Origin of the sequence: Rhodococcus sp. 1163 (genome assembly GCF_002091985.1) — a bacterium.
Classification (GTDB): Bacteria; Actinomycetota; Actinomycetes; order Mycobacteriales; family Mycobacteriaceae; genus Rhodococcoides.
In genome coordinates this window covers 274,700-288,327 of the sequence record NZ_MKKX01000018.1, presented here as the reverse complement: position 1 = coordinate 288,327, position 13,628 = coordinate 274,700, and the positions used below count along the sequence as shown (strand labels likewise).

The window sequence follows — 13,628 nt, the reverse complement described above, 5'->3', positions numbered from 1 at the left end:
CGGTCCTCCGAAAGAACGGGAGCTCCCGCTCATCGGAAGCGCAGTGTTGCTGCGACTAATTTTGTCGAAGACGGCAATCATGCTCGCGGTGACCGCCTGCAGTGGCTCGAATCGTCCGATCTCATGACATCCGGACGTCCTCGGGTGACCAATATGCTTTCGTCGAGGTGATGTGTCCTTCCACATCGAACGTCATCACATCGAACGGCTCGATTGTGACAACTCCTTCCGCCGTGTAGGTGCGTACCCGAAAGTGGAAAGCTGCTGAATCGCCGCTGTGGCGGAAATTGAGCAGTTCGGTCTCTCGTCGGGTCTGAATCAACGGCGTGAAGAATGCCGCAATCGCTTTCCTGCCACAGATCGGATCTGATCCGACCGGATCCTGCACTGTTGCTCCTTCGGCGTACAGGATTGCGATCTGCTCCGTCGAGGTCGCATCAGCGATCGCGGTCAGGTACTGGTTGACGGTGGAGAGAGCCTTCTCTCTGGTGACTTCGGTAGGGGTCATGTGAAGAAAATACGGCCGTCCACAGTCTTGAACGCCGCTACTCCTACTGAGCGGACCGGTCGGTGGAGCTTCTCGCGCCGCATGATGTCACTCGATTGTTCCGGCCGGCTTCCCGATGAGCGGAAGGGCTCACTTCGATAGTCGAACAGACGCAATACGTTGTTGGCGGTTGTCGGTTGTCGGTCTTCGGGCAGAGCGCGTTTCGACTGCACAGCGAAGAGGCGCTGCAATCACAGCAAGGTCGTTCTCTCCCCAATTCTTGAACGGGAAACGAGGAATCATGAGTGAAGTCAAGGGTCTCGGATACGTGACCATCGAGGCAACGGATATCGATCGGTGGCGCGAGCTGGCGTTCGATGTACTGGGTTTCGACGAGGGGTCCGGCCCGGATCGAGAAGCCCTGTATCTGCGAATGGACGAGCGTGTGTCACGGCTGACCGTGGTCCCGAGTTCGCACGATCGCGTGACAGCAGTCGGATGGGAAGTGCGCGATCAGTTGGCCTTGGCTCACCTTCGAGGTCGGCTGGAAGAAGCAGGTTACGTCGTCGAGCCGATGTCGCAGGAGGCAACCGACACTCGACGGGTCGAGGAAGGGTTCGCCATGACGGACCCGGGCGGCACACCGCTCGAGTTCTTTCACGGACCGGTTCTCGACCACAGTCCGGTGCTCACCAAGCATGCCCAGAAGTTCGTCACAGGCGATCAGGGGTTGGGGCATGTGGTCGTCCCATCGACGAATTTCGATGAAACCTATCGTTTCTACACCGAGACACTGGGATTCCTACCGCGCGGAGCCATGCGGATGCCCGTGCCTGCGGAGTTCGGCGTACAGCGGATCAGATTTCTCGGCGTGAATCAGCGTCACCACAGCCTCGCCCTGATGCCGGTCCCCGAAGGCAAAGATCCTGGACTGGTGCACATCATGGTCGAAGTCGACCAACTGGACGCGGTCGGACGGGCGCTCGACGAGGTGATGAAACGGCGGTTCCCGGTATCGTCGACCCTCGGTCGGCACACCAACGACCAGATGATCTCGTTCTATGTCCAGTCACCGGGTGGATGGGACATCGAGTACGGAACCGAAGGCTCGCTCGTCGACGAGGCTTTCTACACTTCCGAAGAAATTACGCAGGACAGCTACTGGGGCCATGACTGGGCTTGGGCACGGGAACTGGCGGAAGCTCGAGACGCGGCCGACAACGCTTGAATGAAAAGAAGTGCGGTCACGTAACGGTGTAGCGCTGATGTGCTCGTCTATCGAGTGCGCAATCCTGGGTTGCCTACTCGATAGGCGACTCAGGCCCGACCACACGCAAGACCGCAGGTTTGCGAGCGTTCGATCATGCTCCACTGCAGCATGATCGAACGCTACGCTGCGTAGGTGGTGGCCGCACTACGGTGCCGGCACACGCCTTGCGTCCCTATGTGCTAAATATCCCGAATGTCGCCAGAACCCGTGATGCTCATGCCTTGGACATCGGATTGACTCCCACAGAACGCGAAATCTCGCGCGACGCGGAGCGTACCGCGCTGACCATTCGAGAATCGATGTGATCGAGTGGACCGCAGATGGAAATGGCGGCCACGGTATGACGGCCGTCGCTCGACATGGCCTGGCCTGCGCTGACAGCGCTTGCCACACAGCCGATATCGACGAGTCCTTCCCCGCGGTCGAAGGCTATGTCATCTCTGCGTACGTTCCCGACCTCTCGCGAAAGTTCCTCTCGGGTAACGATCGTTCTGGGTGTGCCGGGTTTCATGCGGTCGAACACTGGAGAGTGTAGGTATTCTTCCGGCTCGGCGGCCAGTAGCGCTTTACCCAGTGCTGTGCGGTGCGCCGGCTGATGGCCCCCGATGCGCGTGGGTATATGTGCACCGAATTCGCCATCGAGCTTTTCCCAATACACAACGTCTCCGCCGTCGAGGTAGGCAAGGTGTACAACTAGCTTTGTGCGTTGCTGCAGTTCGAACAGATGAGGACGGGCCAGCCGATAGAACCAGTGGGTGCGCACCCCTTCTGAGCCGAGTTCGAACATCCGAACGCCGATTTCGTATACATCACCGACACGTAGCAGCCACCGGAGACGGACCATGCGTTCGAGTAGACGGTGCGCCGACGAGCGCGGGATCCCGGTGGCATGAACCATTTGCGTCAGTGTCAGAAAGCCCTCTGTCTGTAATGTCTCGAGCATGAGCTCGGCCCTGCTGAGCTGGTCCGAGGGCGGGTCGACATGTACATGCATCGGTTACCAACCTCCCGCGCTTTCGGTAGGGACGACGGCCCTACTGTGATCTGATCCACAGTATCTCACTCTGCTTCCGACCAGCGATTTCGGAGGATGAAGAGATCGAATGCACCTTGGCCAACCGAGATGAGCAGGCGGCCGCGGGCAGGCGTCGACTGGTCGGTCGCCTTTGCGGGTCGTGTGTTCGAGGGTGCCCCAATAAATGCTGAAACGGACGAACCCGACGTACCCTGTGCACTATGTCTGAGGCAAGTGAACTCGAAAATGCCCGTGGTGCTGCACAAACGAGGCTGGAACGAGCGGTCGGTGAAGGAAGACTGACGCTTGCACAATATTCCGACCACGCGGCCGTGGTGTGGGCGCCGACGGTAAAGCAGAACGAACTCGATGCGATAGCGCCCAACACGATGGAACCCGTCCCGACACGTGCGCAATCTCAGTCGAAAATCCTGTGCCTGTTGAGTGATGTGAAGCGCGCGGGCCGATGGGCCTTGGCGAAGTCGACAGTGGCAATGCTGATCATGGGTGACCTCACCTTGGATCTACGGTCCGCAATCATCGGCTCCAACGAATCGACCATCACCATCGTCTCGCTCTTCGGCGACTCCGAGCTGATCGTGCCCGACGGCGTGAACGTCGAGATCGGAGGATTCGACCTCCTCGGCGATCGCGACATCGATACGGGGTCGGTCGACCCGGGACCGTATGCGCCCACCATCAAGATCCGATCGTTCTCGATGTTCGGTGACCTGAAAGTGCGGTCCGCACGCTGACCGTCACTGGGTCGACCCGTCACAGGGCCAGTGACGTTTCCGTCGGACCAGGCTCGGCACCGACCCGGCGGAACCACTCGCGGCCGAAGGCAGCTGTGAGCATGTCGAGCGGCAGATCCAGGAACGGTCCGAAGTCGCCGACCTGAGTCTGATGCGCGTGCATCGCTGCCCGCTTGGCGTCCATCGCGGCGCTGACGTCGACGATCGTGGTGATCTCTGCTTCCGGGAGCCCGAACGAATCGAGGTCGGGCGGAGAGTTCTCCTCGGACCAATTCGGGTTTGCCATCACGAGAGCCTTCATATGGTCGCGGTTGGTCGTAGCCTCGTAGACGTGTGCGATGCCTGCTAGTTCGGCCGCACGCATACCCACGACATGCACCTTGATGTGATCGGGATGCCCGTAACCACCGTTGGGGTCGTAGATCGTGAGGACATCGGCCTGCTCTTCTGCGAGCACGTCGGCCAGCTTTCGCGCGGCCGCATCCACATCGGCATTGCAGAACGCCTCGGGATTGTCGTTCTCGACGGTCCCGGCCATCCCCGAGTCCGCATAGTGCAGCATCACCACACGGTCGGCGCCGAGGACCGACGCAGAGCTCTCCACCTCGAACTTGCGTCGCTCGACCAGGGTTTCGCCGTCGCGGAGGATGCCGTCGGGGAACTCGCCGAGTGCACCGTCGGTTGCGACGACCAGAACGACGCGGTGACCGGCGTCGGCGGCGAGACGCATGATCCCGCCGGTGGTGAAGACCTCGTCGTCGGGATGGGCGTGAAAGCAGACCAGAGTGCTCATGCCCGAAATGCTTGCACGAACGCTCCGACAGTTCCTACTCGGTCGAGCCGGAGCACACCGAGCGCACACCCTTTTTGCCAACCGCACCCCCGTCCTCGGACGTCGAAATGGCGTTTCGGTTTGCAAAAACGGTGCGCGCTTACCCAAGCAGCGAGACCTACGACGGCGTCAGCCCGGCCAACGCGAGACGCAGCGCCGCTCGATCGAGTTTTCCGGGGCCGCGGGTGGGCAGGGAGTCGAGCAGGTACAGCTCGCGGGGCGCGGCGGTGACGTCCAACGTGCTCCCGACGTGTTCGCGTAACGCCGCCAATGTCACTGGACCGCCGACGACAGCGACCACGACTCGGTGTCCGAGGCGCTCGTCGTCGAGGCCGACCACCGCGCACTCGCGCACCGCCGGGTGCGTCGAGAGTGCAGCTTCCACGACTTGCGGGACGACGGTGAGTCCGCCGGTCGTGATGGCCTCGTCGAGGCGGCCCTGTATCGACAGCACCCCGTCGAGGAGACCTCCGGCATCGTCGGTGCGGAACCACCCCGGCTCGGCGAAGGCAGGGTGATCGGGCATGCCGCGGTAGCCGAGCGCGAGGGTGGCCCCACCGAGTACGACTCTGCCGTTGTCTATCCGGACCAGGGCGCCATCGAGCGGCATGCCGTCGTACACGCAACCGCCGGCGGTCTCGCTCATCCCATAGGTGCCGACGAGGGTGATTCCGGCTGCGGCCGCCCGATCGCGTAGGGGCGCGGGTGCGGCTGCGCCACCGAGCAGTACCGCATCCAACGACGCGAGTGCCTCGACGGCAGCAGGCTGGTCCAGCGCTTTGACGAGCTGGGTGGGAACGAGCGAGGTGTATCGACGCGGGCCTGCGAGCGCGCCGACGGCAGCAGGCAGTGCCGACGGGTCGAACCCGGTGGAGACGTCGAGTATCACCGGTTCGGTGCCGGCGAGAACACTGCGTAGCAACACCTGTAACCCGGCGATGTGATGGGCGGGTAACGCCAACAGCCATGAGCCGGGGCCGCCGATGCGCTCGTGCGTAGCCGTGCCACTTGCCCGCAACGCTGCCGCGGAGAGCATCGCACCCTTCGGGGTTCCTGTGGTGCCGGACGTGGCCACGACGAGGGCGGCGGCGGAATCGATCGGTGTGCCGGGAGCCAAAGCGTCGCGCAACCGGGCGCTCTCGCGCTCGTCGGATGCCGGGACCGGAAGTACCGCAGGGCAATTCCCGTCGAGTATGTCGCTCAGCCGCGGCAACAGATCTGCCGCGGCTGGCCCGGCCGGGATAGGTAGTTCTTCGAGCAGGTCCACATCGGCGAGCCTAATCGGATGCTCCCAGTGTGAACGGATCGGCGAGAGGCCATCCGCCCGTCGTGAGATTGGACCGAACCCGATCGATGTCCTCTTCCCGTGGCATCTCGTTGGTGATCTTGGTGATGGTGACCGCGATACCTGCCTTGTCCGCGGGAAGTTGCCCGTCGGCGATGAGCGCATCCATGACGGAATGAACCTCTTCGTCGGACAGTCGGCGGGCCAGCAGCGCCAGCAGCGGAATGTAGTCCGCGTCGGGTACGCCTTCGGGGTACCCGACGCGGAACCAATCGAGGATCGCGGTGAGGAACGAAGGAACCGCCATCTACTTCAGCGATACCGGATCTGCGAGGGGCCATCCGCCTGCAGCGAGTCGGGCCGAGACGCGAGCAATGTCTTCGGGGGTCGGCTCGGTATCGATCAGTTCCTTGATGAACTCGGAGATCTCGTCGTTGGAGATCGCCCCGGCACTCAGCGCACCACCGATGGGGGCGACCAAGCCGAGTACGACCTCGTGTACTTGGGCGTCGGTCAATTCGGCGCGACGCAGCAGAGCCACGAGGGGGAAGCGATCCTTCGGAGGTATGCCCTCCGGGTAGCCGGCACGCAACCATTGGAGGACGGATGCGGGAAACGGGGTCTTGGGGTCGGTCATGACGGCTGTCCTTCCTGGTCGAATAGCGAGTGGATCAGAAGACGGAAATCCCGAACGTGTTGTCGAGGAAGTCCTTCATGATGAAGAGAATCCCAGCGACGATGGCGAGTACGACAACGGCGAAGCAGAGCGCCGCGACGGCGGTGGCCGCGGCTGGGCGGGTAGTGCGGAACGAGGTGGTGCCTGTCGCATCGTCCGGTGTCTCACCGACGGCGAGGGCTCGCAGGCCCAGCGCGAAGATTGCCGGCAGGCCTGCTCCGAGAAGCAGTCCGACGAGTACGACTTTCCACAGCGAGTCGAGCGTGTGCGTGAGGGTTTCCATTGCCGTTCTTCCTAAACCGTTGTGGGGGACTTCTCGTCGGCCGGAACGAGGCCGCCGTCCCACTCGTCGTTGACGTTGTTCGGGTCGATCGGCTGGCGACGCGACCGCAGGTACATGAAGGCCGCCAAGGCGATGAGAATGGCGAAGACGACCAGCACGCCGGGCAGTCCGCCGACGAGATCGGCGAGGTGCCAGCACGCCGCGCCGACGACGCCTGCGAGGGGCAGGGTGATGACCCACGCGACGGCCATCCGTCCCGCGACGTTCCAGCGGACCTGTGCGCCCGGCTTTCCCACGCCCGAGCCGAGGATGGATCCGGTCGCAACCTGGGTCGTCGACAACGGAAGTCCCAGGTGGCTGGAGGTCAGGATGATTGCGGCGGAGGAAGATTCCGCTGCCATTCCCTGGGGGGACGCGATTTCGACGAGTCCCTTGCCGAGGGTGCGGATGACACGCCAACCACCGAGGTAGGTGCCCAGTGCGATCGCGAGTGCGCAGGTGAACTTGACCCACAACGGCATGTCGGCTTCGGGGCTGACCGTGCCATACGCGACGAGAGCCAGGAAGATGACGCCCATCGTCTTCTGGGCGTCGTTGGTGCCGTGGGCGAGCGAGACCAGCGATGCGGAGCCGATCTGGCCCCAGCGGAAGCCACGCTCCCTCGACTTCTCCGGCACCGCATTGGTGATGCGGTAGATGAGCCGGGTGCCGACAGTGGCAACGAGACCTGCGACGACGGGTGCAAGCACGGCGGGGAGCACGATTTTGCTCCACACGCCGTCCCAGACGACCCCCGACGTGCCGAGGCCTGCGATCGTCGCGCCGATGAGCCCGCCGAACAGTGCATGTGACGAGCTGGACGGTATGCCGAGGAGCCACGTTGCGAGATTCCACAGTATCCCGCCGACGAGACCGGCGAAGATGATGGTCAGCAGTGCTTGGCCACCGGTATCGCCGAGGTTGACGATGCCTTTGGCGACGGTCGCTGCCACCTCCACGGACAGGAATGCGCCGACGAGATTCAAGACGGCGGACAGGGTGACTGCAACCTTGGGCTTCAGTGCCCCTGTTGCGATCGACGTCGCCATGGCGTTGGCGGTGTCATGGAAACCGTTGGTGAAGTCGAACGCCAAAGCGGTCACGACGACAACCAGAAGTACGACGAATTCTGCGCTCACACTACAAAGTGTGACGCCTGTGCACCTCGATCCGTTAACTTCCCCTGAAGTGTTCTTCTTCGGTCCCTGCCCGACGCCACCTGTTCACCTCCCGTTCACTTGAGCGTCCTATATGTCCGATTCCAAAGAGGTCTGCGTCACGTCGTGCCGACCGTGCCTTCGGAGACGTCTGTGGGACAGTGGAGCCCGTGAAATTCGACGACGGAATCGGTGGTGAGCTCGGGGGCCGGGACGACTCTGTGGCCGCTGCGCTGTCGTATCTCGACTCCGTCGATCCAGCGTCCGGGGCGGACGCCCGCATCGGCTGGGACGGTTTACAGGCTGCGTCTCCGGATTCCGGTCCCACCCAGACTTCGGTGCAAACATTTCTATGGATGCATCTACGCCTTCTCGGTGAGGATCGGGACCGCTCGTGGGAAGTCGCGCGCGCACTCGCCGATCTGCTCGATCGTCTCGGCCACGCCAGGTACGCCGACATCGCGCGAAGTGAACAGACTCGAGTTCTGCTCTCGGCGGTAGACGACGCAACCTGGCAAGAGCTGTACCTCGTCGCCGTCGCCGAATCCGGAATCGGGCCGGCGGACACCGAATTGGTCACCTGGCAGCAGGCACCGGAAGGCACCGAACGAGCGATCGTCGAGCTGATCGGGGAGACCCTCGAAGTCGCCACGGTTGCCGGTGAGTTCACGCCGTCCAGGCTTCACGCACCGCCGCTGAAGGCGAGTGCGCTGGCCGCCCGTCGGCGCGGTATGACCGACGCGGTCCTGCGCACCGATCGGCTCGGTGGTGTGCTCCTGGAACAGCTACTCGACCACCGGATCGCCATCTGGTCCGCCTACAGCACCCCGCGGGCCGAGCTCTATCGCGGACTGACCGAGGAGCTGCACAGCGCGAACGAGCCCGCTTTCGGATGCGTCCGTCGACTCGAGGGCATCCTCGACCTGGTCGGCGACGGCATCACGCTGACCGACACCGGTTTTCTTCCCGACTCGGTCGTGGAGCGGGCAATCGGCACCCTGTGGTCGCCGCGGGAATGGCCGTTTCCTTCAGGCTCCGAACGTGAGACGGCACCGGTCCTGACCGTTCGGCGGCTCTTGCTACGGCTCGGGTTGGTTCGCAAACACCAGGGTCGGCTGGTGCCGACGGCCAGGGCACGTGGAATGAGTGCCGACGGGATGTGGCGGACCCTCGTTGCCCGGCTGGTCGGGACCCAGTACCACCCGGAAACGATTGCAGCCGAAGTGGTGCTCGGCGAGGTCGCCCGAGGACGTAGGCCCGTCGAGACCACCGGACTCACCTCGGCTCTGCTGGCGGCCGAAGGGTGGACGCACAGCGGTGAATCTCCTCGCGTAGCCGACATCGAGCCACTCGCCGACGTCATGACGGCCGAACTCACCGCGCTGGGGGCATTTTCGTTCCCTGATTCGCGATCCGGGCAGTTCTCGGAAACCCCGTCGCCCGACGGCGTTCGACTCGCAGCAGCGCTGCTCCGGCATCGCCTGTTGCACACGCAGCTTCCGTCTATCTGATCTTGTCGATCTCGCACACCGCTAGGCTGGACGAACACGTAGTTCGGTCGGACCGCGCAGAAGAGCAGGGAGATGCCGGTGGACCACGATCCCACCTCGCCCAATCTTCGGCCGCGGGCCCGAAGGCAGAGCGATTCTGCACGGCGTTACCTCGATGTCGAAGCAACCACTCCGGCCCTGCGGAACACCGTCGAACTGGCGGCGAAGAGCGTCGGATTCACCATTGCGCAATTGAACGTACTCGACGATGAAACTATGTACACCCTGGTCAACGTCGGTGGGCCTCCGATGTCTACGGTGGCGCGCTCCATCACGTTGTGCGACGACGTCGTCCGCAGTGGTAAGTCGGCGCTGATTTCCCGCACTCGCGTCGACGCCACCGCACGGCAACATGACATTCTCGATCAGATCGGGCTGGAGTCGTACGCGTCGGTCCCGCTTCGTGGTCGCGAAGGTCTGGTGATCGGGACACTGTGTCTGCTCGATCCACTGTCGAGGGAGGTCGACGACGGCCAACTGCAGGAACTGGAGCAGTTTGCGTCCGTTCTCGAGGAGCAACTGGACCTGCATCGACGCGTCGGATCGACCACCGCCAAGCTCGACAGCGATGTCGATCTGGCCGGTGCACTGCGTGGCGGTCAGATCGTGCCGTGGTTCCAATCGATCGTCGACCTCCGGACCGAGGAGATCGTCGGCTTCGAGGCGTTGGCGAGATGGCATCATCCGACCGATGGCCTGGTGTCGCCGGCGGACTTCGTCCCCTTGGCCGAGTCGAGCGAACTGATCATCGACGTCGACCTGGAAGTTCTGCGGCAGGCCGTGCGCGCGGCGGAGACATGGCAGAAACTTCGGCCGGGTCTGCGGCTCAGCGTCAACCTGTCCGGGCGTCATCTGGCCCACCCGGACGCCGTGGCCCAGTTGCAGTGCGCGGTGTCGGAGGCCGATGTCGACCCGCGCTCGATCTCGCTCGAGCTCACCGAGACGTCCGCGGTGACCGACGGTCCCATGATTCGACGCCACATCGACGACGTACACGCCCTCGGGTTTCGAGTACTGCTCGACGATTTCGGCTCTGGTTGGTCATCGTTGGAACGGCTCGTCACCCTCGAGCCCGATGGAATCAAAATCGATGGTCAGTTGTCTCGCCTGGTGGACACTCCTCGTGGAAAAGCTCTGCTCGGCGCCATCTCGAAAGTCACGCGGGAGCTCGGAATGTCGATGATCATCGAAGGTATCGAGACCCGCGAACAAGCCGATATCGCCGTCGAACTCGGATGCACGCTCGCACAAGGTTTTCTCTGGTCACACCCGCAATCGGCCGGTGCGGTCCTCCGCCTGCTCAGCGGTGATCAGTCGCCGCGCACATCGCGCCTCAGCGGATGATCGGCCGGGATCTGCACCAACACGATGTCTACGCCGTCCGGGTCGCGTAACCACATCTCGATCAGACCCCAGAACTCCGTTTTCGCTGCTCGTTCGACTCGAACCCCGCGAGCACGCAATTCGGCGGCGGCGGACTCGATATCTCGGACCTGCAGCCACAAGGCGCCGTCGAACGACGTCGGTTCGGTCCCTCCGCCGTGTGCGGCGATCTCGATGAGGCTCTGGCCGGCGAAGAACACGGTGCCGGCGCTGTATTCGCGATGTATGGCCAGACCGAGGCCGTCCCGATAGAACGCGAGGGTGCGCTGGTAGTCGGTAGGGCGCAGAATCGTTCGACTACTCAAGATCTCCACACCACATCGATATCACATACGCGTCGACGCGTCGGTCGCCGTCACGGTGTCGCCTCGTGTCCGGGCGCGTTGTGGGTTCTGCGCGACTCCTTCATCTCGGCCTCGAATACATGCCGCTTTCCTTCCTGCAGTTCGGCACGTACCTGTTGCTCGTGGCTTCGGAAATGAGACCAGTAGAGATCGTCGAATTCCTCGACGATCTGGAACGACCACCGTCCGTCGATCGCATTGCGTCCGACCATCTCGGTTTCGAGCCTGTCCGCCTGCGTGCGATGCCCGGCCTCCCGCAGCGCGGTGACTGCCTCGCCGAGTTGGAGGTCGGCATGACCCATCAGCTGATGGAACGAGTAGAGGTAACCGCGGGCCCGTTCGATGGTTTCGAGGGCCTCGGAGACCTTTCCGACCGCCGCGACGGTGTCGTCGGAGGTGTTTGCCGGCCGTACATGCTCGGTCTCGGGTTTCTGGCGATCGTTGCTCATGACGCAGGCATGCCCCCACCGGCTCGATCCGAACCTGGTTCCTCAGATCAGGGTGGTCACCACTCGGTTGCCACCGGCAGCTTTGGCCTCGTACATCATCGAATCCGCAACGCGAGTTGCGGTGCCGACGGGATCGGCGCTGTCGGTCCATAGATCCGATTCGGCGTAGAGGATGGCGGCCCCGATGCTGACCGTCACCGGTACGGCGTCGTTCGCGCCGTGGAGTGCGCGCCTGACTCCGTGAATCAAAGCGTCGATGTGCAGGCGTGAGGTGACTACGGCAGCCAGATATTCCTCGCCGCCGGTACGGCCCACGACCCCGTATCTGGACACGTGAGCGGCCAGGCGTTCCCCTACCCGGCAGATGACAGCGTCACCCTCGTCATGGCCGTAGATATCGTTGACCGACTTGAAATTGTCGATGTCGACGACCACCACCGCGGCGCACCACCCGTGGCGTTGTCCCTGCGGCAGCAGGTCCTCGATCGCAGTGGTCAGTCCTCTGCGATTGAGTAGTCCGGTCAGCGGATCGAGGACCGAGCTCCGAGCGTCCGCTGACAATGTCGTCAGAAATATGTGAGAGGTGATCGGCACACTCATGATCGCGAGCAGCACCACGTTGGTTCTGACCAACAGATTCAGAGTGTCCGTCCGGCCCTGCAGATAGAGTGCCCCCGCGATGCCGAGTACGACGGCGGATGCGAAGCCCAGATGCAGCACGACCCATCGCGGGCTGACGAAGAACGTGACGAAACCACCGATCACCGCGAACAGGACGCAACCGAGCAGTGCGTTTCCCAGCTCCATCAACACCAGTGCAGAGGTGATGCCGAGATCTGCGTACAACGCGAACAGAACGACCCCGAGTCTCCCGGGGAACGGCAACAGGAGCCACAGTGCCGCGATGATCAGGTTGGTGATGCACAGCGTCAACGTCCAGATCGTCGCGGGAGCTCCGCTCGGACCCCCGTTGGCGAACAAGGATACGAAGGACATGACGCTGATGTTGATCATCGACAGCGCGATGAGTAGTCGGATGACTTTGCCCGATGGATGAGAGTTCTGGAACTCGCGCATCCATTCGTAGTCGTGAGCTGCCGTGAACCACTCGACGACAGCCTTCCGTGCGCCGACGGCCGGCGGCCGACGGCTGGGTAGAGCCTGGCGCGAGAGGGACATGAGGGGGTGTCGACTCTTTTTTCAGAAGTAGCGGGGGAACGGTGACCAGTCGGGATCGCGCTTCTCGAGGAAAGAGTCACGGCCTTCGACGGCTTCATCGGTCATGTACGCCAACCGTGTCGCCTCGCCCGCGAACAACTGCTGACCGACGAGGCCGTCGTCCTGCAGGTTGAACGCATATTTGAGCATCCGCTGCGCTTGCGGCGACTTGGCGTTGATCTTCGCGGCCCACTCGATGGCCACGTTCTCGAGTTCGTCGTGATCGACGACGCGATTGACGGCACCCATGCGATGCATGTCCTCGGCCGTGTAGGTGTCGCCGAGGAAGAAGATCTCGCGAGCGAACTTCTGTCCCACCATCTTGGCGAGGTATGCGCTGCCGTAACCGCCGTCGAAGCTGCCGACGTCGGCATCGGTTTGCTTGAACCGGGCGTGCTCGCGGCTGGCGAGAGTCAGATCGCATACGACGTGCAGGCTGTGGCCACCGCCCGCTGCCCAGCCGTTGACGAGGCAGATGACGACCTTCGGCATGAAGCGGATCAGCCGCTGCACTTCGAGGATGTGTAACCGGCCTGCGCGTGCTCGGTCCACCGTCTCGGCAGTCTCGCCGTCGGCGTACTGATAACCGCTTCTGCCTCGAATCCGCTGGTCACCACCGGAACAGAACGACCACACGCCGTCCTTCGAGCTCGGTCCGTTGCCGGTCAGCAACACCGTGCCGACGTCGGAGCTCATCCGAGCATGCTCGAGCGCGCGGTACAGCTCGTCGACGGTGTGGGGACGGAATGCGTTCCTGATGTCGGGTCGATCGAATGCCACGCGCACCGTGTCGTCACGTACGTGGCGGTGATACGTGATATCGGTGAGGTCTTCGAAGCCGGGAACGGTTTGCCACAGGGAAGGAGTGAAGGTCACCAGGCCACG

General features: G+C 63.1%; 16 protein-coding genes. 4 read left to right on the top strand and 12 right to left on the bottom strand.

What is annotated here, in order from left to right:
* Positions 1-121 precede the first annotated feature (121 nt).
* Positions 122-508 carry a nuclear transport factor 2 family protein gene (locus tag BJD99_RS07530; RefSeq protein WP_084346171.1) on the bottom strand — a complete coding sequence of 129 codons (387 nt, stop codon included), beginning with the start codon at positions 506-508 and terminating at the stop codon, positions 122-124.
* Between the two features lie 280 nt (positions 509-788).
* On the opposite strand from BJD99_RS07530, the gene BJD99_RS07525 reads away from it, so the two are divergent.
* Positions 789-1,715: a VOC family protein gene (locus tag BJD99_RS07525; RefSeq protein WP_084346380.1), complete on the top strand. Its 927-nt coding sequence runs from the start codon at positions 789-791 to the stop codon at positions 1,713-1,715.
* A 256-nt stretch (positions 1,716-1,971) separates the two neighbouring features.
* Here the strand turns inward: BJD99_RS07525 and BJD99_RS07520 are convergent, their stop codons facing one another.
* Entirely contained in the window at positions 1,972-2,751 is a 780-nt protein-coding gene (locus BJD99_RS07520) for an IclR family transcriptional regulator (protein ID WP_084346170.1), read from the bottom strand.
* A gap of 242 nt (positions 2,752-2,993) precedes the next feature.
* On the opposite strand from BJD99_RS07520, the gene BJD99_RS07515 reads away from it, so the two are divergent.
* Entirely contained in the window at positions 2,994-3,527 is a 534-nt protein-coding gene (locus BJD99_RS07515) for a LiaF domain-containing protein (protein ID WP_084346169.1), read from the top strand.
* Positions 3,528-3,546: 19 nt separating this feature from the next.
* On the opposite strand, the gene BJD99_RS07510 is transcribed toward BJD99_RS07515, so the two are convergent.
* The 6 genes from BJD99_RS07510 to BJD99_RS07485 all read right to left on the bottom strand — a co-directional run bounded on the left by BJD99_RS07510 (position 3,547) and on the right by BJD99_RS07485 (position 7,781).
* Complete coding sequence (locus tag BJD99_RS07510; RefSeq protein WP_084346168.1) at positions 3,547-4,320, bottom strand: PIG-L family deacetylase; 774 nt, start codon at positions 4,318-4,320, stop codon at positions 3,547-3,549.
* Positions 4,321-4,477: 157 nt separating this feature from the next.
* Positions 4,478-5,626: an o-succinylbenzoate--CoA ligase gene (gene menE / locus BJD99_RS07505; RefSeq protein ID WP_084346167.1), complete on the bottom strand. Its 1,149-nt coding sequence runs from the start codon at positions 5,624-5,626 to the stop codon at positions 4,478-4,480.
* A 10-nt stretch (positions 5,627-5,636) separates the two neighbouring features.
* Positions 5,637-5,951, bottom strand: a complete 315-nt coding sequence (locus BJD99_RS07500; RefSeq protein WP_084346166.1) for a DUF3349 domain-containing protein — start codon at positions 5,949-5,951, stop codon at positions 5,637-5,639.
* Positions 5,952-6,281 (bottom strand): DUF3349 domain-containing protein, encoded by a 330-nt coding sequence (locus tag BJD99_RS07495; protein WP_084346165.1) that lies wholly within the window; start codon positions 6,279-6,281, stop codon positions 5,952-5,954. It abuts the gene before it with no gap.
* Positions 6,282-6,315: 34 nt separating this feature from the next.
* Entirely contained in the window at positions 6,316-6,603 is a 288-nt protein-coding gene (locus BJD99_RS07490) for a hypothetical protein (RefSeq protein WP_084346164.1), read from the bottom strand.
* A gap of 11 nt (positions 6,604-6,614) precedes the next feature.
* On the bottom strand, positions 6,615-7,781 hold the full coding sequence (locus BJD99_RS07485) for an inorganic phosphate transporter (RefSeq protein WP_084346163.1): 1,167 nt from the start codon (positions 7,779-7,781) through the stop codon (positions 6,615-6,617).
* 188 nt (positions 7,782-7,969) lie between these two features.
* Between BJD99_RS07485 and BJD99_RS07480 the strand changes: the two genes are divergently transcribed.
* A complete protein-coding gene (locus tag BJD99_RS07480) occupies positions 7,970-9,310 on the top strand; it encodes a hypothetical protein (protein WP_256895538.1) in 1,341 nt (446 codons plus the stop codon).
* Positions 9,311-9,388: 78 nt separating this feature from the next.
* Positions 9,389-10,693 carry an EAL domain-containing protein gene (locus tag BJD99_RS07475; RefSeq protein WP_084346378.1) on the top strand — a complete coding sequence of 435 codons (1,305 nt, stop codon included), beginning with the start codon at positions 9,389-9,391 and terminating at the stop codon, positions 10,691-10,693.
* On the opposite strand, the gene BJD99_RS07470 is transcribed toward BJD99_RS07475, so the two are convergent.
* From BJD99_RS07470 to BJD99_RS07455, 4 genes are read right to left on the bottom strand one after another with little or no spacing between them, the layout of a single operon-like run.
* A complete protein-coding gene (locus BJD99_RS07470; RefSeq protein ID WP_084346162.1) occupies positions 10,660-11,046 on the bottom strand; it encodes a VOC family protein in 387 nt (128 codons plus the stop codon). The genes BJD99_RS07475 and BJD99_RS07470 overlap by 34 nt on opposite strands.
* A 41-nt stretch (positions 11,047-11,087) precedes the next feature.
* Positions 11,088-11,525 (bottom strand): hypothetical protein, encoded by a 438-nt coding sequence (locus BJD99_RS07465; RefSeq protein WP_084346161.1) that lies wholly within the window; start codon positions 11,523-11,525, stop codon positions 11,088-11,090.
* Between the two features lie 42 nt (positions 11,526-11,567).
* A complete protein-coding gene (locus BJD99_RS07460; protein WP_084346160.1) occupies positions 11,568-12,704 on the bottom strand; it encodes a GGDEF domain-containing protein in 1,137 nt (378 codons plus the stop codon).
* Positions 12,705-12,725: 21 nt separating this feature from the next.
* On the bottom strand, positions 12,726-13,619 hold the full coding sequence (locus BJD99_RS07455) for a 1,4-dihydroxy-2-naphthoyl-CoA synthase (RefSeq protein ID WP_084346377.1): 894 nt from the start codon (positions 13,617-13,619) through the stop codon (positions 12,726-12,728).
* Positions 13,620-13,628: the final 9 nt, after the last annotated feature.

Excerpts from the sequence above, each read along its gene's own strand:
- BJD99_RS07530 (WP_084346171.1), bottom strand. The coding sequence starts at position 508 with ATGACCCCTACCGAAGTCACCAGAGAGAAGGCTCTCTCCACCGTCAAC.
- BJD99_RS07490 (WP_084346164.1), bottom strand. The coding sequence starts at position 6,603 with ATGGAAACCCTCACGCACACGCTCGACTCGCTGTGGAAAGTCGTACTC.
- BJD99_RS07520 (WP_084346170.1), bottom strand. The coding sequence starts at position 2,751 with ATGCATGTACATGTCGACCCGCCCTCGGACCAGCTCAGCAGGGCCGAG.
- BJD99_RS07500 (WP_084346166.1), bottom strand. The coding sequence starts at position 5,951 with ATGGCGGTTCCTTCGTTCCTCACCGCGATCCTCGATTGGTTCCGCGTC.
- BJD99_RS07515 (WP_084346169.1), top strand. The coding sequence starts at position 2,994 with ATGTCTGAGGCAAGTGAACTCGAAAATGCCCGTGGTGCTGCACAAACG.
- BJD99_RS07460 (WP_084346160.1), bottom strand. The coding sequence starts at position 12,704 with ATGTCCCTCTCGCGCCAGGCTCTACCCAGCCGTCGGCCGCCGGCCGTC.
- BJD99_RS07495 (WP_084346165.1), bottom strand. The coding sequence starts at position 6,281 with ATGACCGACCCCAAGACCCCGTTTCCCGCATCCGTCCTCCAATGGTTG.
- BJD99_RS07510 (WP_084346168.1), bottom strand. The coding sequence starts at position 4,320 with ATGAGCACTCTGGTCTGCTTTCACGCCCATCCCGACGACGAGGTCTTC.
- BJD99_RS07465 (WP_084346161.1), bottom strand. The coding sequence starts at position 11,525 with ATGAGCAACGATCGCCAGAAACCCGAGACCGAGCATGTACGGCCGGCA.
- BJD99_RS07525 (WP_084346380.1), top strand. The coding sequence starts at position 789 with ATGAGTGAAGTCAAGGGTCTCGGATACGTGACCATCGAGGCAACGGAT.